The following is a 26,709-nucleotide window of genomic DNA, read 5'->3' on the forward strand; positions in this document are numbered from 1 at the left end:
GGGAAAAACAGGGATCAGCTCAGGGTTTCCACCAGTTTGTCGCCGTAAGCGGAGCAGGTAAGTTCCGTGGAACCGGGAATCATTTCCGCAAGGTCGAACGTAACCGTTTTTTCGGAAATCACCCGGTCAATGGCCTGAATCAGCAGATCGGCGGCTTCCGTCCAGCCCATGTAGCGCAACATCATCTCCGCAGACAGGATGACGGAGCTGGGGTTGGCCTTGTTCAGTCCGGCCAGTTTCGGCCCGGTGCCGTGCGTAGCTTCAAAAATGGAATGCCCCGTCAGGTAGTTGATGTTGCCTCCGGGGGCGATTCCGATGCCGCCGACTTGCGCCGCCAGGGCGTCGGAGATGTAATCCCCGTTCAGATTCAGCGTGGCTACCACGTCGAAGTTTTCCGGATGGAGCAGAATTTCCTGAAGGAAGGCGTCTGCAATGCAGTCCTTGATAACGATACCGTTGGGAAGTTTCAGCCAGGGGCCGTCCCCTATGGGGAGGGCGCCGTATTCCCGCCGTGCGACATCGTATCCCCAGTCACGGAAGCCGCCTTCCGTGAATTTCATGATGTTGCCCTTATGCACCAGCGTGACGCTTTTCCTTCCGTTTTTCACGGCATAGTCAATGGCGGCGCGCACCAGGCGCTCCGTGCCTTCACGGGAAACGGGCTTGATGCCGAAGCCGGAGCTTTCCGGGAAACGAACCTTTTTCATGCGGTCCGGGAAAATGCGGCTCATGGTATCAAAAAACAGCTTGGCATCCTCCGTGCCTTCCTTGAATTCGATTCCGGCGTAGATGTCTTCCGTGTTTTCGCGGAAAACGACCATGTCCACTTTTTCCGGAGCTTTGACGGGAGTTTCAATGCCGTTGAAATAGCGCACGGGACGCAGGCAGACAAACAGATCCAGATCCTGCCGCAGCGTGACGTTCAGGCTGCGGATGCCTCCGCCCACCGGAGTGGTGAGGGGGCCTTTGATGCCGATGAGGTACGTGCGGAAAGCTTCCACCGTTTCATTCGGAAGCCAGGTGCCCAGATTGTCAAAAGATTTCTGCCCGGCAAAAACTTCATACCATGCGATGGAACGCCTGCCCTGATAAGCCTTGGCTACGGCTGCGTCAATGACACGGGAGGCCGCCGCCCATATCTCAGGACCGGTTCCATCACCGATGATGAAGGGAATGACGGGCCTGTCCGGAACGCAAAGCCTGCCGTTCTGCATGGTGACGGCTGCACCGTCCGCGGGAGGGGTGAATGTTAAATTGGCCATGACGTGCGTTCCTTTATAGGACGCAACCCGGTTTGGCAAGATAAAAGAGCGGAATGGGGAACTGCGCTTCGTGGAGCAACCGGCCTTGAAAATGTTTTCCTCATCCCGCATGCGCGTGTCTCAGAACCAGCGGTCCTTCCCGGAAGGTTCTTCCGGCCGACCGGCTTCTTCCCGGAGGCGTTTGAGGAAATTTTCTTCAGCCTGGTGTTTCAAACCGCTCTCCATGATATGCTTCCGGGCGTTTTCGTTCAGCTGGTTGACGGCAATGGCGGCATCTTCGGAAGTCAGCCTGTTCCAGATGCCGGCGTCATCCTTCACGATTCGCAGGGACCCCTCCACCATCTCACAGGAAATCAGCTTGCCATGAAGGCCCTCTGCCGTAATGGGGCCTTTGTTTCTTGCGGGAATGATAATCCGAAGAGGTTCGGGCCCTTCCAGATTGATGCCCCCGTGGGCGCGGTAGGCCGCTTTCAGAATCAGCGTTTTCCTGCTCCACCACCAGGTGGTGGAGTAACGGTATTCATATTCAAAAGTCCGTTCCACTGTTACCAGGTTGGCCACTTTTTCATCCTTCTGCACAATCAGGGCCACGCCGCCGTGGTTGGAGGAAAAACCTTTATTGATCAGGGTGAGGCCCGCTTCCCTGCCGGCTTCAATCAGTTTTTCCGCTACAGCCATCGGCTTTTCCGCCGGGGCGGTGATGCAGGTGCGCACGCCCCAGAACAATACGGCCAGCACTCCTATCAGAACGGCACCCCTGGCCAGCGCGACAACGGCGGGGGAATGGAAAAAGGTGGGGGAGGATCCGCTCATGAGATGTTGTGCGTGGCGGAAATTCAGGGTTCCGGGTCTTCATGGGAACCATGTTCCCTGATGGGGGGCATGAACAGGGCCAGGAAGGTGAAGGCAATGACGGTCAGGTCATCTATCTGTCCTACTCCCGGAATGAAATCCGGAATCAGGTCAATGGGGGAAAAGGCATAAAGAGCCGTCAGAGCCAGGAGGACAAGCTTGCGTCTGGTGAACAGGCGCGGTTCTCCTTCCCGGCTGCGGAAGTAATTGATGGCCCTGACCAGAAGCTGCTGCCTGGAGCCGTTGGGCGGAATGGGAATCTTGTTTTTCATGGAGATGCAGGGGTGAATTTACCGTCAATGGAAAAGAAACTCTTTTTTATATGGACCGGAAGCAGACCCGGAGGCGGGATAACGGCCCCCTTCGTCCTGCCTTGTCCCGGCAACGGCACGGGAAGGGATTTTTTTGAAGCCGTTTTCTGTAGGCGTCTTTTCATCAGGAAAGCTCTTTCCTTATTGTCTCATGCACTCCCGGCCGCGTCCAGAGCAATTCCCGGCTTCTTCCGGGAATGAGCTTCCTTGCATTTGAGAGAGAGTATAACGTTTACTTTTGTCCCTGCCGTTTTCCGAGCCTGTTTTCCCCCAGCCGCAAAAACGTTCCGCAGGGTAGAGGAGGGCTTCTTCCCCATTGGCCTGCGTTCCCTTCCCGGCAGAGGTCCGCTTGGGCTTGCGGCATTGACACGGCGGGAGGCACGGGGTACTCTCCTGCGGCATATAATGATCAGTTTTACCAATATCAGCGGGGCCGAGGAAATTGGGGCCAATTGCTATTTGCTTGAGATGGACGGCACCAGGATTGTGCTTGACAGCGGGATGCACCCCAAGAAGGAGGGGAAGGCGGCCATGCCGGATTTTGATTCCCTGGAACCCAATTCCGTGGAAGCCGTTTTTTTAAGCCATTCCCACCTGGACCATCTGGGAACGCTGCCTGTGCTTCAGGAGAAACAGCCAGCGGCGGAGGTGTTCATGACGCCCGCCGCGGCAGCCCTGTCTGAAGTGATGCTGCATAATTCCGTGAATGTGATGAGCGCCAAGAGGCTGGACCTGGGCATTGTGGAGTATCCTTTTTTCACCCATAATGATCTGGACAGATTGAGCGACGCCTGGCATGCCAAGTCCTGCAATGAAGTGTTTCGCGTGGGCTTCCGCCAGAACGTGCTGGCCACGTTTTACGATGCCGGGCACATCCTGGGGTCTGCCGGCGTGATGCTGGAGGGTGAGAGCGGCCATACCGTATTTTATACGGGGGACGTGCAGTTTGAAGACCAGAGCATGATTCCCGGGGCTGATTTTCCGGAATCCGGCGTAGATACGCTGGTTATGGAGTGCACGCGCGGCGGTTTCCAGCGCAGCGCCCACTATTCCCGGCCGGAAGAGATGGTGAGGTTCGGGAAAGCGATTGCGGAGACGCTGGAACGCGGCGGCGCCGTACTGATTCCGGTATTCGCCATCGGCAAGAGCCAGGAGATGCTGTTCAACATTCACCGTTTCAAGCAGCAGGGGGTGATTCCCGCCAATACTCCCGTGTACTTCGGCGGGCTGAGCGCGAAAGTTTCCCTGTTGTACGACCGTTTTGCCGGGTTGACGCGCAGGCATGACCATGAATTCAAGCTGAAGGAGGAGATTCAGACCGTGCCCCTTCCGCGCAAGGGAAAAGCTCCGCTGGTGTGTTCCCCGGGGAATATTTATGTGGTGTCCAGCGGCATGATGACGGAAAATACGCTTTCCAACGTCATGGCGGAGCAGGTTCTTCCCCAGGAGAAGAATGCTATTTTGTTCGTAGGATATGCGGATCCTGATTCTCCGGCGGGACTGCTGAAGGCAACTCCTGAAGGGGAACTGGTGAAAATGAGGCCCAACGGGCAGCCGGTGCGCCGCAAGTGCACCGTGGACTGTTTTGATTTTTCCGGGCATGCCACCCGGGACTCCCTGGTTAATTATGCCGTGAAGCTGAACCCCAGGCAGGTGGTTCTGGTGCACGGGGACCCGGATGCCGTGGAGTGGATGCACCACACGCTATCCGCCAAAATGCCTGATTCCACCATCGTCGTTCCTGAGCCGGGACGCCGCTACACTTTCGAGCCATGAGTTTTACCGGAGAAAGAAAGGGGAGGCTGATCGTCTTTGAAGGCATTGACGGCACGGGCAAGTCCACCCACATCGGCCACTTGCGAAAGTATTTGGAGGAGAAGGAGCTGGAAGTGGTGCAGAGTTTTGAGCCCACACGCGGACGGTGGGGCCGGATGCTCCGGGACTCCGCCGTGACCGGACGCCTTTCCGTAGAGGAGGAAGTAGCCCTGTTCCTGAAAGACAGGAGGGAACATGTGAAGATGCTGATTGCTCCCGCATTGGCGCGGGGGGCATGGGTTCTGCTGGATCGCTACTATCTTTCCATGATGGCTTACCAGGGCGCGCGCGGCATAGATCCGGAGGTTATCCGTGCCGCCAATGAAGAATTTGCCCCGGTGCCGGATGCCGTGGTCTGGCTGGACATTCCCGTTTCCGTGGCGCTGGAACGCATTGGGAACCGCGGGGAACGCGACGCTTTTGAGACGGAAGCGGGCCTGGCGGCCTGCCGCAGTGTGTTTGCATCCGTCCATGCTCCCTGGATGCTCCGCATAGACGCGGACGCCGGGAAGGAAGAGGTGGCGGCAAGAGTGCGGAAGGCTCTTTCCATGCGTTTCCCCGATGTCATTGGGGCATAGGCATCTCCTTTCGGCCATAGGCCGGGGATTTTTCCTTAGCGTTTCATTCCTGGCATTTGGATGCTATTCCGCAGGCGCATAAGCCGTTGGATCCGGAATTCCGGCTTCCCTGAAGGCTTCCCGGCGTTCCATGCAGGTGGAACAGACGCCGCAGTGGACGGCTCCGCCCTTGTAGCAGGAATAGGTACGGGAAAAGTCCACGCCCAAATCCTGGCCCATGGCGGCGATGCCGCCCTTGGACATGTGGATGAAAGGGCGCAGGATGCCCAGGCCGGCATAGGTTCCCAAGCGAATGGCTTCCGTCATGGCGGCCATGAATTCCTCCCGGCAGTCCGGATAGATGCTATGGTCCCCGGAATGGGCCGCAATGACGAGCTGCTGCGCCCCGCAGCTTTCCGCAACCCCGGCGGCGATTGACAGGAAGATGCCGTTGCGGAAGGGGACGACGGTCTGCTTCATCAGTTCTTCATCATAGGAACCGTCCGGAATATCGTCCGCGCCGGAGAGGAGGGCTGATTTCAAATGGGAGGAGATGGAGGAAATGTCAATCACGCGGTGTTCTATGCCCAGACTGGCGGCCTGCCAGGCAGCGCATTTCAGCTCTCGTTCCGCGTGGTTGGAGGCATAGTCAAAGCTGAGGGCCACCCGGACGCGGTGGTTCCGGTGGGCCCAGTGCAGGGCTACGCTGGAGTCCAATCCCCCGCTGAGCAGTACGGCTGTTTCCATTTTGTCCATGGTCTGGATTACAGGGGGCGGTTTTCCGGATTGTGTTCGGCTGTTGCGGTCAGCTGGATGCCGCCGCGGGGGGAGAAGCGGCCTTCCACCTTCAGCCACCGCGGGGAAATGGCGGCCACCAGATCATCCGTGATGCGGTTGACGATTTGTTCATTAAAAGCCGGATAGTTGCGGTAGGCGGCCAGGTAGTATTTGAGAGATTTGGTTTCCACGCACTTTTCCGCCGGAACGTAGGTGATCGTCAGGTGACAGGAATCCGGTTGACCGGTAACGGGGCAGAGGGAGGAAAATTCATGGGTGTCCAGCGTGATGGTGTAGGGACGCGTGCCGCGGTTAGGGAAGGATTCCAGCCTGGCGTCGTCGGGATTGGTAAAGAAGGAGCTTTGAGAGCCTAATAGAGTCAGATGGTCGTCGGACATGGTTGTTGTATATGGTAATGGATGTTCAGGTCCCCTGGACGGGGGCTCCGCCGAGGAATTCTTTCACGTACAAGTCCTGTTGAGGGAATGGGATGGAAATGCCGTGTTCGTTGAACGCATTATAGATGTGTTCCCGCACGGAGGAAAGGCTGGAGGACTTTGTCATGACGGGAACCCAGACCCATACGCCCAGATTGACGGCACTGTCTCCGAAACTGTCCAGCACCACGCTGGTTTTCTTGACTTTGGAAAGGAAGGGCAGGGTTGCCAGCGTTTCCAGAATGATTTTGCGCGCCCTTTCCACGTCCGTCCCGTAGGAAATGCCCACTTCCACCTTCACGCATTCGAATTTGTGGTTGCGGGTCATGTTGCGGAAGTTCTTGTTGAAAAGCTGGGAGTTCTGGAAGGCGATGATAGAGCCGTCCAGCGTCTCGATCATGGTGGAGCGGTAGCCCAGGGAGGAGACGCGGCCCCGGTAGCCGTCGCATTCAATCATGTCGCCCTGGCGCAGGCGACCCAGCATTAGGGAGAGGCCGCTGATGATGTTTTCAATGGTATCTTTCAGGGCGAAGCCGATGCCCATGCTCAAGCCTCCCATGACCATCAGCAGCCCGTTGTAGTTGGCGTTCATGATGATAAGCGCCGTAAAAACGAAGAGCCCCCAGAGAAAAAGGGTGGAGAGTGTCACGAAGGTGGGGATGGTGCCTACTTCATAATCTTCTCCATAGATTTCATGCAGCGTATTTTTCCCCAAGAATATCAAGTAGTTGAGAACAATGGCCATCAGGATGACCGTGATGACGCTGCTCCAGCTGAAAGTGAGCAGATCCTTGATTTCCGTGGTTGCGAAAATTTTATTAATGATGAGGTCCCCCATGTCGAAGGTGGCGGCGGGCCAGATGATGCTGAACAGGATGAGGAAAATGGTCAGGCAGGGAAGCAGCAGCTTGGAGATGAAGGGGCGGAACCACAGGATGGCCCTCTTGTTCCGTTCCTTCCGGCGGTTTTCATAATGGTGGAGCAGATCCCACAGCCCCACCAGCAGAAGGATGCTGGTCATCAGCATGATCCAGGTCATCAGCACCAGGAAGGCCATGAAGCTGAATCCAGTCCAGCACAGGACGCTGCCCAGGATGGTGAATACCAGAGATACGGTGGAGAAAAAACGGTCCAGCCGGGGCAGCTTGTGCCTCTGCCGCACCCAGGTCAGCAGGGAGAAGAGGGAAACCAGCGTGAACAGGATGGGCATGGAAATGTCCACGATGATGTTGGGGGCCATGAACATGCGCAGAAGCATGAAGAATCCGCCCAGAAGCAGATAGGGCATGTAGATGCGGATGCCGGAGTTAATGGTGCCATACGGAAGGCGCGTGACCAGGGAGAACAGGATGGCGCTGACCAGAAGAAGGAATTCCGCGCCCAGGGAGGCCGCGCTCTCCAGCAGGTAGTTCGGCGTGCGCAGTGAGGCAATGACGAGGATCAGCGCCACGATAAGAATGGTGGTGACGTTGGCGAAAGCATGGCGTTTGTTGTAATGCCCCGTCTTTTTCAATGTATTTCGGAATCCCAGGAAGATGATGATGCGGGAGAGGCAGTAGGAGCACAGGATGATTCCCAGCAGGATAAGTCCGTAATGCTTGAGCGTTTCCGGGTCTGACGGAAGCTGGAGCTTGCTGTCCGCGGATGTTTCCCATGCCCCCATGCACGTTTCATACGTCTTGTGCGGTTTGAGAAAGATGTACCGGGCCGCGTGGGACGGCGTGTAGAAGACCCTGTTAAACAGGGCGGTGAACAGTTTGGCGCTTTCATTGTTGAGCGCGTCTATTTTGCCGTTCAGGCTGCTGAAAAGTTCCTTGAGGTAGCTGATTTGCTCCTTTTCACTTTGGAGGGATTCTTCCAGCTCCTGGCAGGCATACAGGGCTTCGTCCCGCTGAACCAGGGAGGCTTGCGACAGGGTGTCCGTATTTACTTCCTCCAGGGATGCCGCCAGCTTTTTAATGCGTTCTATTTCCTTGTCCAGCCGTTCCTCCTGCCCCTGAAAATCCGGTTTTTGGGCGTAATACGTCTTCACCAGGCTGGAAGCGGCCTTACAGTAAAAAGCCAGCGTAAATATTTTTTGGTCGTCCAGCGCGTAAAGCACGGCGGACATTTCATACACCCTAGTATCAAAATAATTATAGGTAGCATCCGCTTCCCTCACCAGCGTTTTCCGGATGGCCATCCTTTTTTCCTCATTCTTTTTCAGAATGGTGATTTCATGGCACAGAGCCATGATTACGGTATCCATTTCCGATTGGTCCGGCTGCTCCTGAGGCTGTTCCGCCTTGGCTTCCTCCGCCTGTTCCGGGGCGGCGGCAGGCGGAGCCTCCTGCTGTGCAGATGCAGAACCTGCGGCCAGAACCCCCGCCAGGAAAAAGGCGGCGCAGCGGCGGAAAAAGATCCGGTAATCAGGGATGCTCATGAATGGTCCCTGTTCTAGGGGCTGCAGGCATTACGGTCAAGGTTATATATTCTCCTGCTGACGGAGGGTGAGCTTCACAGAAAAAAACTTTTTTCAACGTGAACCGTATGGAAAGGACAGGGCATCTTCCGGCATCATTTCCCGAATCCCCGGAAGATGCCCTTCCGTAAACAGGAACCGCACCGGAGAATTTCCGGTGCGTTTGAAAAGATGAATACTCCGGCGGGAATCAGTCCAGAGAAAAGGAACGGATTCTCCTTACGGTTTCCTCCCGGCCCAGCAGGGAAAAGACGGAGGAAAGGTCCGGGCCGCCGCTTAACCCGGTGAGGGCCACCCGGGCCGGGAACATCACGGCTCCCATTTTTACGCCGTTTTCCTTGGCAAAGGCTTTCAGCACGCCAATGAGTTCATGTCCATCCCATTCCGGTTCCTGTTCCAGCCTGTCCGCCAGTTTGAAAAGCAGTTCCAGGGCTTCCGGCTGAACTTTGGAGACGGCTTCCGGATCCATGCCCAGGTCAAAAAAGAAACGGATTTTATCCGGGACTTCCGCCAGAGTCTGCACCTTCGTTTGCACGGTGGCGATGGCGGCGTCCAGAATCGGGGAATCCGGCAGGCCGGCTTTCAAACAGAAGGGGCGTGCCCGGAGGGCGAATTCTTCCGCAGGCAGGGCGATGATGTGCTGCTGGTTGACCCAGCGGCATTTGGTGATATCGAATTTGGCGGCGGAGTGGTTCACGGCTTCCAGAGAGAAGCGTCCGATCAGCTCCTGAGGGGAGAAAATTTCCGTATCGTCCTTGGGAGACCAGCCCAGCAGGGCCAGAAAGTTCATGACGCCTTCCGGCAGAAAGCCTTCTTCCGGGTAGGTTCCCAGGGCAGCGCCCACGTCGCGCTTGGACATTTTGGAGCCGTCCTGGTTCAAAATCAGCGGCATGTGGGCGAAAACAGGGGGAGTGACGCCGAAAGCCTCAAACAGCTGGATGTGCTTGGGCGTGTTCATGATGTGGTCTTCCCCGCGAATGACATGGGTCATCTTCATCTCAATATCGTCCACCACGTTGACAAAGTGGAAGATGTAGGAACCGTCCGCGCGGCGGATAGCCATGTCCGGGGTGTTGGAGGCGTCCCGGTAGTCGATGGTGATGTTTCCGCAAATCAGGTCATGGAAGGTGACGGGTTTGGAGCGGTCAAAGCGGAAACGCCAGGCTCCTTCATCCTCGTACACGCGGCCGGCGTCCTGGAGCTTCTTGAAATAGGCGTCGTAAATATCGTTGCGCTGGCTTTGGAAATAGGGACCGCAATCGCCGCCCTTCATGGGCCCCTCATCCCAGTCCAGCCCCAGCCATTCCATGCCGGTGAAGATTGCGCGGGTAGCCTCCTCCGTGTTGCGGGCGTTATCCGTATCTTCAATGCGGAGGATGAAGGTTCCCCCCATCTTGCGGGCAAACAGCCAGTTGAACAGGGCGGTGCGGGCGCCCCCGATGTGAAGGTAGCCCGTGGGGGAAGGTGCAAATCTTGTTCTGACGAGACTCATGATGGGTAAGAGAGTAAGGGCCTGTCTGCCCGCGTCAAGCAGATACAGGGGGTGCATGCCAAAAAACGGGGATGCGGAAGCAGTGGATTTTTTAGGACGTTGTCGGCCTTGCGGCTTGCGTGGAGAGGGCTTTTAGGCTTCATTTAACGCCGTGTTCTTTTTAAAACACATATTCCGTCTGCGGGAGAAGTGGCAGATTAAAAGGGAAGATGAGGAAAAGCCCTTTCTGGAGCATCTGGACGACCTGCGGACCATGCTGCTGAGGATGGCTCTGTGCCTGACCGTCAGCACAATTCTGTGCGCCGGGTTTGCGTCCAATCTGATGGACATCCTGAGGCGTCCCGTCAACCAGGTGTGGGATATGTTTGAAGAATCCCATCTTCCGGCAGGGATTGGTCTGGATGCCTGGAGTAAGGCCAAGGAAATGGCAACGGCCATGACGAGCCTGGGAGCTTCCCAGCGGGCATTGTTTCTCCGCCAGGTTTCCCCGTCCCAGGCAGATTTGACGGAGGCTGCCCTGGTTCTTCGCGGCGCGCAGCCGCTGCCGGAGGACAGGAAGCAGGTTTTCATCAGGGAAGGCAGCCCCTCCACGGCCGTGAGGGATCTGGCGGAAGCCCTGTATTCCAAAGGAGCCGTGCTGGCAGACGGAACGGGGCGGGGGGCCCTCAAGATGATGAGCGCGTTCCAGCCCGGGGAGGCGTTTATGCTGACCATCAAGCTTTCCCTGTATGCCGGAGTGGTCATTTCCTTCCCGCTTCTGTTGTACTTCCTGCTGCAATTCATCATTCCGGGGCTGCTGGAACATGAACGCAAGCTGCTGTACAAGTGCATGGCTGTCGGCTTCGGTCTCTTCCTGGCCGGGACGCTGTTTTGTTACTTCATCGTCCTCCCGCGGGTATTGACGTTTTTTTACACCTATTCCCTGGAATTCGGCATCTCCAATGAATGGCGCATCGGCTATTACCTGTCCTTCGCCACGCAGATGATTTTAATGTTCGGACTGGCTTTTGAATTGCCTGTGGTAGTGATGCCCTTCGTCAAGCTGGGGGTGCTGACCTATGACATGATGAAGTCCACGAGACGCTATGCCATTGTGGCTATCGCCGTCCTGGCCGCGGTTATCACCCCTACGCCGGATGTAGCTACCATGATGCTGATGGCCGTTCCCATGTATGCGCTGTATGAAATATGCATCATTCTGGCCTGGATGCATGAACGCAAGGAGGCCGCGCGCACCCGGGAAGAAATCGCCCGGTTTGAAGAAGATTTCAACAACAACAATTCTCCCTACAACCAGTAAATACATCCAACCCACGCCAATATCATGAACATTCTGGAAATTATTATCCTGGGCATTGTGGAAGGCCTGACCGAATATTTGCCGGTCAGCTCCACGGGCCACCTGCTCCTGACGGAATCCCTGCTGAACATGTCCCAGAGCAAGGAAGCTCTGGATGCCCTGGCCGTCTGCATCCAGGGGGGAGCCATCCTGGCGGTGCTGAGCCTGTATTTTCCGCGGGTAAAGGCCATGGCGCAGGGCATGCGCGGCAATAACCCCGCCGGGCTGAAACTGCTGGTCAACCTCATTCTGGCCTTCCTTCCCGCCGCCGTGGTGGGCCTGTGCTGCGCTTCACTGATTAAGGAATATCTGTTCAACACATATACGGTGGCTTATTCATGGATCGTAGGGGGAGGCGTTATTCTGGCGTATTGCGCCTGGCGCGCCAGGGAGGGCCGTTCCAATGAAGGGGACTCCGGCGCCTCCATTGAAAGCCTGACGCCAGCCAAGGCGCTGACGGTGGGCGCACTCCAGTGCGTGGCCATGATCCCCGGCACCAGCCGGAGCCTGATGACCATGCTGGGAGGCATGTTTGTGGGGTTAAGCGTGGAAGCGGCCGTGGAGTTCAGCTTTTTGCTGGGATTGATTACCCTGGGCGCGGCCACGGTCCATGATGCGTATAAGGACGGAGCTCTGATGCTGGAATCCTTCGGGTGGGAAGCACTTGCCGTGGGGACGGCGGTCAGCTGGCTTTCCGCATGGCTGGCTGTAAAATGGATGGTATCCTATCTGCAAAGGCACAGTTTTTCCGTATTCGGATGGTACCGCATCGCCATTGGTATCGTGACGCTGGTTCTCCTGTCCATGGGGCTGGTGCATTGAAAAACGGATTCCGGCATTCAAGCACCGGAAAACGTTTTTCTCCGGCGAGGCGGTTCTCTCCCGCAGCGGAAAGCGGGTTTTGAACAATCCCGGAGAAGGATGGCCGCTGCCTGGACGAAGCCATGATACAGGGCCGTTTTGCATCCCCGGAACAGAACAGCCCTGCGATGAATAGCGGTTCAGGAAAACTTATCTCCTGTGCGTTCCGTGGGAATTCCCGGGATTGGAGGGTTTCGGTGAAGGGGATGGACGGGATGGCGCAGATGAATGAGGGGAGGACGGCCTGCTGGGTGCGCTGGCGGAATGGGGCGGGGAAGAAGGCCGGGAAACGGGAGAGGGCCTGCCGGGGCGGTTGATGCCGGAGTGGCCTGGATTGGGGGCGGAAGGCCTTGAAGACGGCAGGGTGGAAGGGCGGCTGGGACGTCCGAAATCCGGTCTGGAGGGACGGTTGCCTTCCGGACGGTTGATGACGGGGCGATTCGTGCCGCCGGGACGGGAAGGATTATTGGCGGAAGGGCGAGAAGGCCGTCCGGGCTGGTTGATTCCCGGATGATGTGCTGGCGGCCGCTGTAAATTGCCGGGTTTTCCAAAGTCCGGCCGTTGATTGGGCCGTCCGGGCTGAGGGGCCGGCCTGTTGTTTCCCGGACGGAAATGGTCAGGCCTGAAGTGGGGTTTCATCGGCGGTTTTGCCATGGGGCGGCAGTTATGGGGACGGACATAATGCCCGCGGTAATAGGGAGCCGGCCCCCACGTGGGAATATAGTAATTCGGACGGATCAGGTTGATGGAGTAAATGGGGCTTCCGAACGTGTCGTAGGCATAAATGGGTCTTCCTCCATAATATCCGTAAATGGGGTAGCCGGAGCTGTCATACATGTACGACACGCCGGAACCTCCGCTGCTGTAGGAGCCTGACACGCTGAAATTGTCATAATAAGGATCGTAGCAGCCGGACAAAGCGCAGCCGATAGCGGCCGCCAGCAGTGAGTTTTTTAAGATAACGTATGCTTTCATGATGACGAAACAGGGCGGATTATATTTTCCCTTTGCCTGAAAAGCGGCAAGGAAAAAGTACATTTGTTTAAAATTATTTTGCTTGGAAACGCACTTCCTGTTGTCTTAGACTGCAAAAACGTTCTACGCGATGGGAATTCTTCTTCAAAATAAAAAAGTCGGCCTGGCTCTGCTGTGCGATAACGCCCCTTATACGCTGGCTATGACTCTGGCTTCCTATGGCAGGTCCGGGCTGCTTGGCTATTTTGACGAAGCATGCGCCGTTTTTCCGGAAAGCGCCGTCAAGGTACTGGAGACGGCCCTTTTCCATGGGCTTTCCGCGGTGGCCGCCCCGGTGGAAGGCGGTTTTATAGGAGCCCTCCATACGGCGGTCAACGCTCTTGATACGGATTACGTGCTGCTGGCGGAGGATGACTGCATGATCTGGGAACACCTGCGCGGGGAAAACCTGGAAAAGCAGTTGAAACGGGCATTGGACCTGCTGATTTCCGGACAGGCGGATATGGTGCGCCTGCGCCATGCATGGCGCGGTTGCACGCGCTATAAGGCCGCTTATACATATTCCTACTTTTATCCCGTGGAACAGCTGGCCACCATGTGGGTGCATGCGGAAGGTTTGTCGGAAGCGCCGGACTGGATTAAAAGCATCCGGCGCTTCTTCCACCCTCTCCGCTCCAAGCGTTCGATAGGCCGTTGCGTTTATGTGGAGCAGAACCCGCATCTTCGCTTTCCCCAGTACATTACCAAGATTGATGAAGGCTATATTATTGACAGCGAGGTTTTCCAGTGGACCAACCAGCCTACGCTCATCGCACGTTCCAGAATCAGGCAGATTCTGACGGGGCTGGAGCAGATGTCCGGCTCCATCGGGAAATTGCCGCAGGATTTTGAACATGCCGTCAATAGCCCGCGATGGAGGAACGCCCATATGAACATAGGCGTCATCAGGGGAATTTTCACTTAAATGCGTATGGAAGACGGCGGAAAAGCGGTGCGGTATGAATGCACCAGATGCGGCGCGTGCTGCCGCTGGGCCGGGGATGTGTGCGTTGAGACGGATGAAATCCGCGAGATTTCCCGTTTCCTGGACATGGACGAACAGGTTTTTATTGACACATGCTGCCGGTTGAGAGCCAACCGGCGCGGATTGTCCATCCGGGACGCGGAAGATGGCGCCTGCATGATGCTGACGAAAGACGGCTGCCGGATCAATCCCGTTAAACCCCGCCAGTGCCGGGATTTTCCCAACAAATGGAATTTTCCCGGCTGGCGGGATTTGTGCCGCGCCAGAGAAGTGGGGGAGGAACGGGAAGCATAATATGGCCGGAATGCCGCAAGATTCTTTTCTGCTTCCGGCATTATTCCATGGACGGGGTGAAATCCGGCTGGAATCTTGCGTTTTTTACAGGAACTGAGCCAGATCCCGTTCAAAACCGGGATAGGACGTATTGATGCATTCCGCATCCGTCACTACGGTTTCTCCCTGTGCGCTGAGTCCGGCCACCAGGAAGCTCATGGCGATGCGGTGGTCCCCATAACTGGATAATTCCGTTCCCTTCAGGGGAGTGCCGCCGTGAACAACCATGCCATCGTCAAATTCTTCCACATCCACGCCCATGAGCCGGAGGTTGGCCGCCGTGGTGGCGATGCGGTCCGTTTCCTTGACGCGTAATTCGCGGGCGTTTCGGACGATGAAGTCTCCCCGGCCCAGGGCTCCCGCTACGGCCAGGATAGGTATCTCGTCAATGAGGTTGGGTATTTCTTCCGGGAGGAGGCTGGTGCCGTGCAGGGAATCCGAACCGTACACGGTAATATCGCCGTATGGTTCGCCGGCATCTTCCGGAGAAGTGGGCACGATGTCCATTCGCGCGCCCATCCGCTGCAGAGCGCTGATGACGGCGTTCCGCGTCTTGTTCAGCCCTACCTGGCGCAACGTCAGGCGGGAACCCGGACGGCTGGCGGCGGCCACCATCCAGAAGGCTGCGGAGGAAATATCTGCCGGGACTGTCAAATCATGGGCGACGGGGAGAGCTGGCCCGCAGGTTCCGACGGTAAGTCCATCCACGGTGCAGGGAACGCCGAAATGGCGGAACAGGCGTTCTGTATGGTCGCGGGTGACGGCCGGCTGGCGCACGGTGGTGGTTCCGTCCGCAAACATGCCCGCCAATAGAATGGCGCTTTTAACCTGGGCGCTGGCCATGGGAAGCGTGTAGGAAATGGGGTGCACCCGCCCGCCGTGAATGCTCAGCGGAGCACAGCCCGGTTTGGCTCCCCGGGCTTCAATCCGCGCTCCCATCTGTTCCAGAGGCTGCATGATGCGGCCCATGGGGCGGGAGCTCAGGGAAGCGTCCCCAAACATTTCCGAATCAAAGGGGCAGGCGGCCAGCATCCCGGCCAGCAGCCTCATGCCCGTGCCGGAATTGCCGCAGTCAATGGGCCGTTCAGGAGCCTTGGGGCTCATGGCGACGCCCGTAATTCGGAAGCGGACGGGGCCGTATCCCTGCCGTTCTTCCAGCACATCCACTTTGGCGCCTAGCTGCTCCATGGCGCGCAGGGTATTCAGGCAATCTTCACTGCATAGAAAATTATCCACTTCCGTCACTCCTTCCGCCAGGCCTCCCAGAATGGCGGCGCGGTGGGAAATGCTTTTGTCTCCGGGCACGGTCAGTGCCCCTTGCAGGGAGGAAATGGAATGGGAATGAAGGTTCATGAGTTTCCGGAAGAACTACCCTGTATCGGATGCAGAATCAAGCCAATTACGAGATGGGCGGAGGCATCAGGGAGCATTCCAGAATGGAGTTGATTTTCCGGGACGGTGGCGTATATTCATGTGCGTTATCGGCTGCATCCCCCTGAAGAGAAGGAGAGAGCTTTTCAGGATCAATGGATCAAGCTGGTTTTCATAGGTAGTAAGTTGGAGCGGCCACGGGAGCAGTCCTGTGGCCGCTTTACCTTGTTCAGGGAAGAGGGCGCCCATTGGCTTGAAGAAGGAAGCGGAAGGAAGAAAGAAACAAAATGCTTTCCATGTCTGCTTTGGGCTTTACCGCGAGCCGATGAAAGCGTATGTAGTCCATGCCGATCAGGTTCGGGTGGTCGCTGTTCCGGTCTCCGGACCGGAGTAGAGGAAAGTCCGGACATCACAAGGCAGCGTGTCCCGTGAAAGCGGGAGACGGGAATCTCCCAAGGGTTCCCGGACGGAAAGTGCCACAGAAAACAAACCGCCCGGATGGGGTTCGCCCCCATGCCGGGCAAGGGTGAAAAGGGGAGGTAAGAGCTCACCGCTCCGAGGGTGACCAAGGAGGCATGGTAAACCCCGCGCGATGCAAGACAAACAGGGGAAGGGTCGCCTGCCCGCCGGATCCCCGGGTATTAGTCGCATCCGTTCCGTGAAAACGAACGGGCGCGCGGAACGCCTGACTGCGGTCCGCGTGAGAAAAATGACCGCACAGCCGGCTCTGGCCGGCGGACAAAATCTGGCTTACAGAACCTGGTCGGCTCCTGCTTTTTTACCATGCCGTTTTCCTCCCCTCTTTTCGGGGGAAGAGAAACATCCGGGAAATTGTCCCGTTCCGGGGGCTCTTTGGGGTTGCATGGGCGTTTTAAATGTGTAGAATCCGTCACCTAATTGCAACCCACTATGGAGAAGCTTGTCGTACATGGAGGTTTTACGCTGAGGGGAGCCGTCAATATCAGCGGGTCCAAAAATGCCTCCCTGCCTATTTTGGCCGCATCCCTGCTGACGGATGAGCCTGTAGTGGTGCGCCGGGTTCCGGATGTTTCCGATACCAATTTCATGGTGCAGATCATGGGCCAGCTGGGAGCCTCCGTGGAGCGGTCCAGCGGCAATGTGCGCGTGGAAGCCAGGAACCTGCATTCCGAAGCCGCTTATGAACAGGTGCGCAAGATGCGCGCCTCCATCTGCCTGATGGGGCCCTTGATGGCCCGCATGCAGCGGTGCGTGATTCCCCTGCCGGGCGGCTGTGTGATTGGCGACCGTCCTGTGGATCTGCATATCAGGGCCATCCAGGCATTGGGGGCACAGGTGCAGATTGAGCGTGGCAACCTGATTATTGAAGCTCCCAGGGGGTTGAAAGGAGCCACGGTGGATTTGAGCGGCGACCACGGCCCCACCGTTCTGGGAACGGACAACCTGATGATGGCCGCCGTATTGGCGGAAGGCACCACCGTTATTGAATCCGCCGCCTCCGAGCCGGAAGTGGTGGATCTGGCGAACTTTTTAACCAAGATGGGCGCCAATATTCAAGGTGCGGGAACGCGCCGGATCGTCATTGAGGGAGTGGAAAAGCTCCGCGGCTGCAACCATACCGTTATCCCGGACCGCATTGAGGCCGGCACCTTTATGGTGGCGGCGGCTATGATGGGGGATGGCGTGACCCTGCGGCGCGTGTGTGAGGAACACATGACTGTGGTGACGGATTTGCTCCGGAAGTGCGGCCACCACGTGGAATTCAACGAGCGGGGGGATACGGTCACCATCATTGCCGGGAAAACGCCCAAATGCGGGGAAATCAAGACAGCCCCGTATCCCGGCTACCCCACGGACATGCAGGCCCAGATGACGGCTCTCTTCGCCACCACGCCGGGCATCTCCGTGGTGAAGGATACTATTTTCCCGCAGCGTTTCATGCACTGCTCCGAACTCAAGCGCATGGGGGCGGACATCAAGGTGGACAACGGCACTGCCGTCATTTCCGGAGTGGAAACGCTCAGCGGCGCCCCCGTCATGGCCTCCGACCTGCGGGCCTCCGCCGCCCTGGTTCTGGCAGCCCTGAAGGCGGAAGGCACTACGGAAATCCACCGCCTGTACCATATTGACCGGGGCTATGAAATGATTGACGAAAAACTCCTGGCCATCGGCGCTGCAGTGGAAAGGCTGCCGGATGACGACAATTAACGCCGTTTTAGGTCCTGATTTTCCTTCACACCGCATTTTTTCTTTACTGTCAGGGCTCCATATGCTATTCACCGAAGTCCTATGAACAAGGCTCAACTGATCGAACTGATTCAAAGCAAGCTGGGTGCTGATACGACCAAGAAGCACGCTGAAGAAGCTCTGGCCGCTGTGCTGGAATCCATCAAGGAAGGCGTGAAGGAATCCGGCAAGGTGCAGATCATTGGCTTTGGTACGTTTGCTACCAAGACCCGTGAAGCCCGTACCGGCCGCAACCCGAAGACCGGCAACACGATTAATATTCCCGCCTCCAAGACGGTTGCTTTCAAGGCCTCTTCCGCCTTGAAGGACTAAGACGGCAACTCCTTCTCAAGGGAGTACTTTTCTTTCAGCACCCCCGTCCTTTGAGGACAGGGGTGTTTTTTATGTCCCGGTGCGGATGCACACGGCTTGACCGGGTGAACGCCTCCGTCTAGAATACCGCCATGTCCAGCAGTTTTGGTCAGGTGTTCAGAATTTCTACCTGGGGTGAATCCCATGGGACTGGGGTAGGCGTGGTGATTGATGGTTGCCCGTCCCTCGTCCCGGTGACGGAAGAAGACATTCAGCGGGAGCTGGACCGGCGCAGGCCGGGGCAGAGCGACATCGTAACCCCCCGCAGGGAGGAAGACCGCGCGGAAATCCTTTCCGGAGTGCTGGACGGCAAAACCCTGGGAACGCCTATCGCCATCAGTGTCCGGAACAAGGACCACCGCTCTTCCGCCTATGACGAGATGGCCAGAACGTACCGGCCCTCCCACGCGGACTATACATACGACGCTAAATACGGCATTCGCGCCTGGGCGGGCGGGGGCCGGGCCTCCGCACGGGAAACCATCGGCCGCGTCGCAGCCGGAGCGGTGGCCAGGGCCGTGCTGAAGCAGGCTTTCCCCGATATGGAGGTCGTGGCCTGGGTGGATCAGGTTCACCATGTGAAAGCTTCCGTGGACTGGGGAGCCGTGACGGCCTCTGCCATTGAGAGCAACATCGTCCGTACGGCGGACCCCTCCGCTGCGGAAGCCATGATCGCTGCCATCAAGGAAGCTCGTGACTCCGGAAACTCCTTGGGCGGCGTGGTCAAATGCGTGGTGCGCGGCTGCCCTCCCGGACTGGGTGATCCGGTTTTTGACAAGCTGGACGCTACGCTTGCCCACGCCATGATGAGCATTCCCGCCACCAAGGCTTTCGCCGTGGGTTCCGGTTTTGAAGCGGCGGACATGACCGGCTTGGAACATAATGACCCTTTTTACATGCAGGGCTGCCGGGTGCGTACTACCACCAACCACTCCGGCGGTATTCAGGGCGGCATCTCCAACGGAGAGGACATTCTGATGCGCATCGGCTTCAAGCCTACGGCCACCTTGATGATTGACCAGCAGACGGTCAACAGGGACGGGGAGGATGCCCGGCTCAAGGGCAGGGGACGGCATGATGCCTGCGTACTGCCGCGCGCCGTGCCCATTGTGGAGGCCATGGCCTGGCTCTGCCTGTGCGACCACTACCTGCGCCAACGCTGCCAGAGGGCTCTGTAACAACCGGTTTCACGGCTTCTTTTCCCCTCATTCATGGATTCCTCCCTCACATTTTACCTGGTTCTGGGCGCATTGCTGCTGGGTTTCATTGTACTCGGCATGCTGAAGGGGATGATTAAGATGCTCCTGTTCGGCGCGGCAGTGCTCTCTTCCGTAGCCGCTTACTTCTGGCTATCCAAATACGGTTTCACCTACCTCTCTTTCATCACCAGCGACCCGCGGGAATGGATGGTCACGGTGCTGTCCGTCGGAGGCGCGGCGGCTGTCTTCTTTGTCTTTATGCACGGTCTCTTCTGGTTCAGCGACGTCTTCTCCTGGGGACGGCGCATGGGCTTCGGCGGGGCCAAGGGAATCGTCACGACGGTACTGATGGCGGCAGTCGTATGCTGGGTGGGAGTCATGTGCATCTTCTTTTACGGCTCCATGGCGGAAATGACCCGCGCCCGAGAACTGGCCCTGTACCACATGGACCCCAACCGCACCATTTCCTTACCTGCCATTTATTCCATCAAAAAGTCCATCATGGACAACCCCCACCTGAGCTGGCTGGAAAAAATATCTCCGGAGCATGATCCGGAACGGCTTTCCCTGGCAAAAATGATCGCCTACCTGGTGACGCTCAGTCCAGAGCTCTCCGACCAGCGGCGCACCCAGCTGGACTGCTATATGCCCCGTTCCCGCATTACCAGCCGCGTGCTAAGCCTGAAAAGCCTGAGCGAAGACCCCGCCATCCGCCTTCTGGTGCAGAAGGGGGATATGCAGGGCTTATATAATGATGTCAAGCTGACCCGCTTTCTGGAAGACCACGATGTCCGTTCCGTCCTGTCCCAACTGGATGTTGATCGTGTGCTGGGCTTTGTCACGGAAATTCGTCGGACGGCCCCAGCCGGAAATGAATACATTCCCGAAGCCACGCCAATTGAGTGATAAGCGCGGATTTTTTGTTCCGCCGGAGTGGATTCGTTCCTTTTATCCGCCTTTAATTCAAGAAAAAATCAGGGAGTTATTCCCCCTTGCGCCCGAACCGGAAAAAGAGAGTTCCTGCTTTTTTCAGGAAAAAGCGCTTCCTCCAGACGTTCATCCCGGAAGAAGCGCTCTTTTGAGGATAAGGTATTGCAAACCTTGAAAAAACATCAGGAGAGTTTTTCCGCGATGGCATCCACCCATTCCGGGAAGGTATCATCATGGTCTCCATTGGAAAGCACTACCGGCAGAAGCCTTTGCGCTTTCAAACGTTCCAGGAAGGAATCGAAGTCCTTGCCAGCCTGGCAGAAGTTTTCGTAAAATTCATCTCCAAGGGCAAAAACGGCGTAGCTTACCTCGGACAAATCTTCCGAAGAGTCCTTCAATTCCTGATGGAGGGCCTCTGCGTTGGTGGGAGGTTCTCCGTCCCCCCACGTACTGGTGATGACCAGCAGCGTTCCCGCATTCTTCAACTGTTCCACCGTTATACCTTCCATGTCAACCACCTTTGCCTGATGGCCGAGCTTGGTCAATTTTGCCCGTGCGTCCTGGGCCAGACTCTCCGAATTGCCAGTTTCCGTTCCGTAGATAATAGTGATTTCCATGCGTTCTGATGATTGGTTTGACAACGAAAGTTAGATTAAACTAATTAAACAGGCAAGGCAAAACAGCAGGACGACGGCTGAATTTTTCTTCCTTGTTTATCCTTCAGGGCAACTGGTTTTCCGGAAAATTCTCCGATACCATACTACTCTCGTTTGATTATCAAAGTATTCGGATGCTGTGGAAAGGTGAAGCACCAGCCGAAAAGGCGCGCAAAACGATAGTATAATCCCTTGCGGCAGGAATTCTGGCTGGTCATGATATCGTAAAAAGCCAGGTCAATCTGGCTTCTGGAAATGGGGGCTCCATTCATTTTGGCGTGCAGCATGGCGTCGTGAAACAGGGAAGGGAGGAGCATATCCGGAGGGGTGGACCCCCAGGTGACGCCGTCCCAGCCATAGCCGGGAGTAATGCTGAAACGACCGCCCTCTGCCTGCATGCGTATGGATGGGTCATACACGCTGACGGCTGTCCAGCGGCCAAAATCCGCCCTTTTTCTTCCGCTGGTCCAGCTGATGGCGTTTTTAGTGATGTAGAAAGGCTTGTCTTCATAGAGGGTTCCTTCATACCAGCCGGCCACGGGTTCCGGGGCCGCAGCCGGAGTGGAGCAGGATTCCAGAAACATGGTTGCACATATTGTTGTGAACAATATGTAAATATAATGTGAATAAGAAATAAAGGGCATGAGGGGACGGCGCGTTATCCGGATAGTTGTTTCTTATTGGATTTCCAGCACGATGATTTCCGGAGGGCAGCAGAAGCGCAGGGGAAGAACGCTGCATCCCAAACCGCGGGTAATGAGGAAGGGGGTTCCGTTCAGCTGGGACCAGGGATAGGAAAATTTGACCTTCTCTCGTGAGATGTTTGCCAGGGCCCTGCCTCCGGGAAGGCATATCTGGCCTCCGTGGGTATGCGCGCTGATGACGAGGTCCGCCGTGCCGGGAGCCAGCAGAGGAAAAATGTCGGGTACATGTGAAAGAAGGATATGCGGAATATCCGGGGAAAAACGCAGAGGCAATTCCTCCGGCCTGATTCTCAGGTGGTAGTCGTCCCTGACGGAAGAGAGCTGCAGCTCACGGCCTCCGGGAAGGTGCAGCAGCAGGGAATCATTCCACATGGGCAGGATGCCCAGCCCGGAAAACATGTTGCGCCATAAGTTCCAGCCGTAATACTGGTCATGGTTGCCCTGCACGGCAAAAATGCCGAGAGGGGCTTTCAACATCTTGAAATATTCCCGGGCCGTTTCCGGGGCCATGCTGCTCTCCCTCGTGTGGCCGTTGGCATAATCCCCCAGCAGGAAAATCATATCCGGCCGAGCTTCCATGATTGTTTCCATGTACCTGTGCGCCAGATCGCCCCCGTTCGGACGCAGATGGAAATCCCCGGCAATCGCGATACGGAGGGGAGGGCTTTCTTTTCTCTTCCACTGAGGCATCTCCATCGCAGCCGTGACGGTTTCCACACGCCTGGGTTCCACCTGCCATGCCCACATGAATAAGGAGAAGCCGATCATCAATATTGGGACAAAGATAATTGCCAATTTGTTGAGAAAGGGGCGGCGTGGTCGTGACTTCATGCAGGGCAGGGCTCCTGACTGATTATGAGGCCTTTTAACCGATTTTCAATCATTCGTGTTTGCTAATCGGGAATTTGCTGGTATGATCCGTCCCGCTCAAGGTAGCGGCTGTCCGATGACTGCAGCTCTATCTTCATATTAACATCCTAATACCATGCAGTTTACACACGAAATCGAACAAATGTGTTGCGTCAAGAAAGGCTGCAACCATGGTCCGGCACCTATCCCGCAGGAAGGCAACTGGACGCAATCCAGGGAAATCACGGATATTTCCGGCCTGACCCACGGCGTGGGCTGGTGCGCTCCCCAGCAGGGCACCTGCAAACTGACGCTGAATGTCAAAAACGGCATCATTGAAGAAGCACTCGTGGAAACCAGCGGCTGCTCCGGCATGACCCATTCCGCCGCCATGGCTGCGGAAATCCTGCCCGGCAAGACCATACTGGAAGCAATGAACACGGACCTCGTGTGCGACGCCATCAACACCGCCATGCGCGAACTGTTCCTGCAGATCGTGTACGGCCGCACCCAGAGCGCCTTCTCTGAAGGAGGCCTTCCCATCGGCGCCGGTCTTGAAGACCTCGGCAAGGGGCTTCGCTCCCAGATCGGCACCCTGTACGGCACCCGCGCCAAGGGCCCCCGCTATTTGGAAATGGCTGAAGGCTACATTACCAAGCTTGCCCTGGATGAAGACGGTGAAATCATCGGCTACGAGTTTGTGCGCATGGGGCCGATGATGGAAATGATCAAGAAGGGCGTGGACGCCAACGAAGCCGTCGCCAAATGCACGGGCAACTACGGTCGTTTCGACGAGGCCGCCAAGTACATCGATCCTCGTCACGAATGAGATTGAATTAAAAAGAGTATCTTAACTTCAAGCACTATTACCATTATGCCTCTTTTCGAATCCTACGACCGCCGCATCAAGCAGATCAATGAAGCCCTGGCCAAATACGGCATCGGCTCCATTGAAGAAGCGGAACAACTCTGCCTTTCCAAGGGAATCAACCCCCGTGAAATTGTGAACGGTATTCAGCCCATCGCGTTTGAAAACGCCGGCTGGGCCTATGTGGTGGGAGCCGCCATTGCCATCAAGAAGGGCTGCACGAAGGCCGCTGACGCCGCTGAAGCCATCGGAGAAGGCCTTCAGTCCTTCTGCATTCCCGGCTCCGTTGCGGATGAACGCAAGGTGGGCCTGGGCCACGGCAACCTGGCCGCCATGCTCCTGCGCGATGAAACGGAATGCTTCTGCTTCCTGGCCGGTCACGAATCCTTTGCCGCCGCTGAAGGCGCCATCGGTATTGCCAAGTCCGCCAACCGCGTCCGCAAACAGGATCTCCGCGTTTGCCTGAACGGCCTCGGCAAGGATGCCGCGTACATCATCTCCCGCATCAACGGGTTCACGTACGTGCAAACCAAGTTTGACTATGCCACGGGCAAGCTGAACATCATCCAGGAGAAAGCTTTCTCCAAGGGTCCCAAAGCCGCCGTGCGCGTGTACGGCTGCGATGACGTGCGCGAAGGCGTGGCTGTCATGTGGAATGAAGGCGTGGATGTTTCCATTACCGGGAACTCCACCAACCCCACCCGCTTCCAGCACCCGGTAGCCGGCACCTATAAAAAGGAATGCAATGAGAAGGGCAAGAAGTACTTCTCCGTGGCTTCCGGCGGCGGCACGGGCCGTACCCTGCACCCGGACAACATGGCGGCCGGTCCCGCTTCCTACGGCATGACTGATACCATGGGCCGCATGCACTCCGACGCCCAGTTCGCCGGTTCTTCCTCCGTGCCCGCCCATGTGGAAATGATGGGCCTCATCGGCATGGGCAACAACCCGATGGTCGGCGCTTCCGTAGCGGTGGCCGTGGCTGTTGAAGAAGCCGCCAAGCAGAACGCCTGAGCGAGCAGCTGAGCAAAAAATCGCAGAGCCGCTTTCCCGATTTGGGAAAGCGGCTCTTTTAGCAATTGAAAGAAAAAAAGGGGATGTCCCCCATTTCCGGCCCCCTTTTCCTGCCCTTGTATCCGCATCAGCTTCCGATACGGAATCTTCCATCCCGGTCCGCCCGGGGAGGAAGCCCGCGCGAAGGAACGGATTTTCTGGAAACGGATTCCTGCCTGGCAGAGGCCGGCTTGACGGAGCGGATTTTCGGGCGGGAGGCAGAAGCGGGAGCAACCGTTTTTCCCGGTTGCGTGCCGTGGGAGGAAGGAAGAACAGGAACGGTTCCCACAACCGTTTTTTGCCGTTCATGGGCCTTATAGGCGCGTTGCAGGGTAAAATCCCGCTGTTCTCCCGGTCTCAGGGAATAATCCGCCTTTTTGGGAGCTCCGGCTTTTTGCGCCAGAGGTTCCACGCGCCGCTGCAGCTGAGCGGCGGTATCCAGTTTGCCGGCCACCCATTCCGGGTTCCATTCCGGCTCGGATGTTTTCAGGGACTGAAGCAACTGCTCCGCTTTCTTGCCGCTTTCCAGGGCTGCCTTATAATCCCCCTCCTTCTCCTGCCGTGCCGCGCGCGTCAGGGAAAGGTTGGCTTCGTAAAAAGTGTCTCCGGGATTGCCAAGGGCCGTTGTAGCCGCCAGGAACATGCAGAGCAGGGAACAGGGTAGAAACTTCCTTTTCATGATTGTTGGCACGATAACATGATTCCTCGTTTTGGAAAGGCCTTTCTTCCGGCATGTTTTGCGCAGGGCCGGACTCCGTTTCCCTTGCGGATAAAGGAAAGGTTCTCCATTCCGCACCCCGGAGCAACTTGACGGAAAGTCCGGAGTGCCGTATGCTGGACGGGACCTGCTATATGACCCGGAACGAGCCATCATCCCTTCCAGCTCCGCAGATGGAGGAAGATCCCAGATTCCTGACGGAACAAATTGTAACCTATTTGGGCAATAAGCGTTCCCTTCTTCATTTTCTGGGGACGGGGCTGGAACAGGTGAAAAAACGCCTGGGTAAGGAAAGGCTGAAAGCAGGGGATCTTTTTTCCGGCAGCGGCATTGTGGCGCGTTTTCTGAAACAGCATTCGGAAGACTTGATCGTCAATGATCTGGAGGAATACAGCCGGGTCGTCAATACCTGTTACCTGAGCAACGCGGAGGAAGTGGAAAATCTGGAGCTGGACAGACATTACAGACGCCTGCTGCGGTATATGGAAACGCATGAATCCCCTGGCTTCATCACGGAACTGTACGCTCCCAGAAATCCGGACTGCATCACGGCGGATGACCGCGTTTTCTATACGCGCCGCAACGCCGTGTACCTGGATACGGCGAGGCAGACCATCAATTTGCTTCCGGCAGAAGTCAGGCCCTATTTTATCGCTCCTCTTCTGGCGGAAGCTTCCGTCCACACAAACACATCCGGCGTATTCAAAGGTTTTTACAAAGACAGGAACGGAATCGGCAAATTCGGGGGAACGGGAGGCAACGCCCTTTCCCGCATTCTGGGAGAAATTTCGCTGCCGTTTCCCGTGTTTTCCCGGTTTGACTGCCGGTATTCCATCCATTGCCGTGACGCCAATGAACTGGCTGCCGAGCTGCCGGAAATGGATGTGGTGTACCTGGACCCTCCCTATAACCAGCATCCGTACGGTTCCAATTATTTCATGCTGAATTTGCTGTCTTCTTATGAAAAGCCGGAGGAAACCAGCCGAGTTTCCGGCATTCCCGCAGATTGGAAACGTTCCACGTACAATAGCCGCCAGCATGCTCCGGAGGCCCTGTTCCGGCTGCTGGAGGATTGCCCGGCCAAATTTATTCTGCTTTCCTACAGCTCGGAGGGGTTCATCAACTATGAGGAGATGACCGGTTTCCTTGGACGCCTGGGCCATACCGTTACGCTGGAAACGCCGTACGCCGCGTTCCGGGGCAGCCGGAATTTCAGAAACCGTCCTCAGAACGTGACGGAATTCCTGTTCCTGGTGGAACGGTTTTAACAGATGACAGGAAAAGCAGC

At 56.8% G+C, this 26,709-nt stretch carries 26 protein-coding genes and 1 other RNA gene; 14 read left to right on the forward strand and 13 right to left on the reverse strand.

Annotated elements, in window-relative coordinates:
- Window positions 1–14: 14 nt before the first annotated feature.
- From icd to AMUC_RS13185, 3 genes are all read right to left on the reverse strand, one after another.
- On the reverse strand, window positions 15–1,262 hold the full coding sequence (icd, locus tag AMUC_RS10035) for an NADP-dependent isocitrate dehydrogenase (protein ID WP_012420908.1): 1,248 nt from the start codon (window positions 1,260–1,262) through the stop codon (window positions 15–17).
- A gap of 120 nt (window positions 1,263–1,382) precedes the next feature.
- Window positions 1,383–2,075 (reverse strand): DUF4230 domain-containing protein, encoded by a 693-nt coding sequence (locus AMUC_RS10040; RefSeq protein WP_012420909.1) that lies wholly within the window; start codon window positions 2,073–2,075, stop codon window positions 1,383–1,385.
- Window positions 2,076–2,098: 23 nt separating this feature from the next.
- A complete protein-coding gene (locus tag AMUC_RS13185; RefSeq protein ID WP_012420910.1) occupies window positions 2,099–2,386 on the reverse strand; it encodes a YkvA family protein in 288 nt (95 codons plus the stop codon).
- 444 nt (window positions 2,387–2,830) lie between these two features.
- On the opposite strand from AMUC_RS13185, the gene AMUC_RS10055 reads away from it, so the two are divergent.
- Both AMUC_RS10055 and tmk read left to right on the forward strand, forming a co-directional pair.
- Window positions 2,831–4,201, forward strand: a complete 1,371-nt coding sequence (locus AMUC_RS10055) for an MBL fold metallo-hydrolase (protein WP_012420911.1) — start codon at window positions 2,831–2,833, stop codon at window positions 4,199–4,201.
- A complete protein-coding gene (gene tmk / locus AMUC_RS10060; protein WP_012420912.1) occupies window positions 4,198–4,818 on the forward strand; it encodes a dTMP kinase in 621 nt (206 codons plus the stop codon). The genes AMUC_RS10055 and tmk overlap by 4 nt, the downstream gene beginning before the upstream one ends.
- A gap of 63 nt (window positions 4,819–4,881) precedes the next feature.
- Here tmk and queC read toward each other — a convergent pair whose 3' ends face one another.
- From queC to AMUC_RS10080, 4 genes are all read right to left on the reverse strand, one after another.
- On the reverse strand, window positions 4,882–5,553 hold the full coding sequence (gene queC, locus AMUC_RS10065) for a 7-cyano-7-deazaguanine synthase QueC (RefSeq protein WP_012420913.1): 672 nt from the start codon (window positions 5,551–5,553) through the stop codon (window positions 4,882–4,884).
- A gap of 8 nt (window positions 5,554–5,561) precedes the next feature.
- Window positions 5,562–5,972: a preQ(1) synthase gene (gene queF, locus AMUC_RS10070; protein WP_012420914.1), complete on the reverse strand. Its 411-nt coding sequence runs from the start codon at window positions 5,970–5,972 to the stop codon at window positions 5,562–5,564.
- Between the two features lie 25 nt (window positions 5,973–5,997).
- A complete protein-coding gene (locus tag AMUC_RS10075; RefSeq protein WP_012420915.1) occupies window positions 5,998–8,433 on the reverse strand; it encodes a mechanosensitive ion channel family protein in 2,436 nt (811 codons plus the stop codon).
- Window positions 8,434–8,662: 229 nt separating this feature from the next.
- Window positions 8,663–9,964 carry a glutamate--tRNA ligase gene (locus tag AMUC_RS10080; RefSeq protein ID WP_012420916.1) on the reverse strand — a complete coding sequence of 434 codons (1,302 nt, stop codon included), beginning with the start codon at window positions 9,962–9,964 and terminating at the stop codon, window positions 8,663–8,665.
- 151 nt (window positions 9,965–10,115) lie between these two features.
- Between AMUC_RS10080 and tatC the strand changes: the two genes are divergently transcribed.
- On the forward strand, window positions 10,116–11,264 hold the full coding sequence (gene tatC, locus AMUC_RS12175) for a twin-arginine translocase subunit TatC (protein WP_052294488.1): 1,149 nt from the start codon (window positions 10,116–10,118) through the stop codon (window positions 11,262–11,264).
- A 24-nt stretch (window positions 11,265–11,288) separates the two neighbouring features.
- On the forward strand, window positions 11,289–12,125 hold the full coding sequence (locus tag AMUC_RS10090; protein WP_012420918.1) for an undecaprenyl-diphosphate phosphatase: 837 nt from the start codon (window positions 11,289–11,291) through the stop codon (window positions 12,123–12,125).
- Window positions 12,126–12,314: 189 nt separating this feature from the next.
- On the opposite strand, the gene AMUC_RS10095 is transcribed toward AMUC_RS10090, so the two are convergent.
- Window positions 12,315–13,139 carry a chromosomal replication initiator protein DnaA gene (locus AMUC_RS10095; RefSeq protein WP_143245845.1) on the reverse strand — a complete coding sequence of 275 codons (825 nt, stop codon included), beginning with the start codon at window positions 13,137–13,139 and terminating at the stop codon, window positions 12,315–12,317.
- A 130-nt stretch (window positions 13,140–13,269) separates the two neighbouring features.
- Between AMUC_RS10095 and AMUC_RS10100 the strand changes: the two genes are divergently transcribed.
- The gene (locus tag AMUC_RS10100) at window positions 13,270–14,103 is read left to right on the forward strand and encodes a hypothetical protein (RefSeq protein WP_012420920.1); all 834 of its coding nucleotides are present in this window, start codon (window positions 13,270–13,272) and stop codon (window positions 14,101–14,103) included.
- The gene (locus AMUC_RS10105) at window positions 14,104–14,457 is read left to right on the forward strand and encodes a YkgJ family cysteine cluster protein (protein WP_012420921.1); all 354 of its coding nucleotides are present in this window, start codon (window positions 14,104–14,106) and stop codon (window positions 14,455–14,457) included.
- A gap of 84 nt (window positions 14,458–14,541) precedes the next feature.
- On the opposite strand, the gene aroA is transcribed toward AMUC_RS10105, so the two are convergent.
- Window positions 14,542–15,849, reverse strand: a complete 1,308-nt coding sequence (gene aroA / locus AMUC_RS10110; protein ID WP_012420922.1) for a 3-phosphoshikimate 1-carboxyvinyltransferase — start codon at window positions 15,847–15,849, stop codon at window positions 14,542–14,544.
- A 367-nt stretch (window positions 15,850–16,216) separates the two neighbouring features.
- Between aroA and rnpB the strand changes: the two genes are divergently transcribed.
- The 5 genes from rnpB to AMUC_RS10135 all read left to right on the forward strand — a co-directional run bounded on the left by rnpB (window position 16,217) and on the right by AMUC_RS10135 (window position 20,549).
- An RNA gene (rnpB, locus tag AMUC_RS12265) (RNase P RNA component class A) lies at window positions 16,217–16,636 on the forward strand.
- A gap of 140 nt (window positions 16,637–16,776) precedes the next feature.
- A complete protein-coding gene (gene murA, locus AMUC_RS10120; protein WP_012420923.1) occupies window positions 16,777–18,054 on the forward strand; it encodes a UDP-N-acetylglucosamine 1-carboxyvinyltransferase in 1,278 nt (425 codons plus the stop codon).
- Between the two features lie 81 nt (window positions 18,055–18,135).
- Window positions 18,136–18,405: an HU family DNA-binding protein gene (locus AMUC_RS10125; protein ID WP_012420924.1), complete on the forward strand. Its 270-nt coding sequence runs from the start codon at window positions 18,136–18,138 to the stop codon at window positions 18,403–18,405.
- Window positions 18,406–18,536: 131 nt separating this feature from the next.
- Window positions 18,537–19,622: a chorismate synthase gene (aroC, locus tag AMUC_RS10130; RefSeq protein ID WP_012420925.1), complete on the forward strand. Its 1,086-nt coding sequence runs from the start codon at window positions 18,537–18,539 to the stop codon at window positions 19,620–19,622.
- 33 nt (window positions 19,623–19,655) lie between these two features.
- Window positions 19,656–20,549: a hypothetical protein gene (locus AMUC_RS10135; protein WP_012420926.1), complete on the forward strand. Its 894-nt coding sequence runs from the start codon at window positions 19,656–19,658 to the stop codon at window positions 20,547–20,549.
- Window positions 20,550–20,755: 206 nt separating this feature from the next.
- Here AMUC_RS10135 and AMUC_RS10140 read toward each other — a convergent pair whose 3' ends face one another.
- The 3 genes from AMUC_RS10140 to AMUC_RS10150 all read right to left on the reverse strand — a co-directional run bounded on the left by AMUC_RS10140 (window position 20,756) and on the right by AMUC_RS10150 (window position 22,764).
- Window positions 20,756–21,190, reverse strand: coding sequence for a flavodoxin domain-containing protein (locus AMUC_RS10140; RefSeq protein ID WP_012420927.1), 435 nt, complete (start codon window positions 21,188–21,190; stop codon window positions 20,756–20,758).
- 143 nt (window positions 21,191–21,333) lie between these two features.
- Window positions 21,334–21,813, reverse strand: a complete 480-nt coding sequence (locus AMUC_RS10145) for a hypothetical protein (protein WP_012420928.1) — start codon at window positions 21,811–21,813, stop codon at window positions 21,334–21,336.
- Between the two features lie 93 nt (window positions 21,814–21,906).
- Window positions 21,907–22,764, reverse strand: a complete 858-nt coding sequence (locus AMUC_RS10150; protein WP_081429216.1) for a metallophosphoesterase — start codon at window positions 22,762–22,764, stop codon at window positions 21,907–21,909.
- A 154-nt stretch (window positions 22,765–22,918) separates the two neighbouring features.
- Here AMUC_RS10150 and AMUC_RS10155 point away from each other — a divergent pair, with 154 nt between their 5' ends.
- Together AMUC_RS10155 and AMUC_RS10160 are read left to right on the forward strand one after the other, a co-directional pair.
- Entirely contained in the window at window positions 22,919–23,611 is a 693-nt protein-coding gene (locus AMUC_RS10155) for an iron-sulfur cluster assembly scaffold protein (RefSeq protein WP_012420930.1), read from the forward strand.
- 45 nt (window positions 23,612–23,656) lie between these two features.
- Window positions 23,657–24,664 (forward strand): GGGtGRT protein, encoded by a 1,008-nt coding sequence (locus AMUC_RS10160; protein WP_012420931.1) that lies wholly within the window; start codon window positions 23,657–23,659, stop codon window positions 24,662–24,664.
- 127 nt (window positions 24,665–24,791) lie between these two features.
- Here the strand turns inward: AMUC_RS10160 and AMUC_RS10165 are convergent, their stop codons facing one another.
- On the reverse strand, window positions 24,792–25,382 hold the full coding sequence (locus tag AMUC_RS10165; RefSeq protein WP_012420932.1) for a hypothetical protein: 591 nt from the start codon (window positions 25,380–25,382) through the stop codon (window positions 24,792–24,794).
- 212 nt (window positions 25,383–25,594) lie between these two features.
- On the opposite strand from AMUC_RS10165, the gene AMUC_RS10170 reads away from it, so the two are divergent.
- On the forward strand, window positions 25,595–26,689 hold the full coding sequence (locus tag AMUC_RS10170; RefSeq protein ID WP_012420933.1) for a DNA adenine methylase: 1,095 nt from the start codon (window positions 25,595–25,597) through the stop codon (window positions 26,687–26,689).
- Window positions 26,690–26,709: the final 20 nt, after the last annotated feature.

It is taken from the genome of Akkermansia muciniphila ATCC BAA-835, from assembly GCF_000020225.1.
In the GTDB taxonomy this organism is placed as follows: domain Bacteria; phylum Verrucomicrobiota; class Verrucomicrobiia; order Verrucomicrobiales; family Akkermansiaceae; genus Akkermansia; species Akkermansia muciniphila.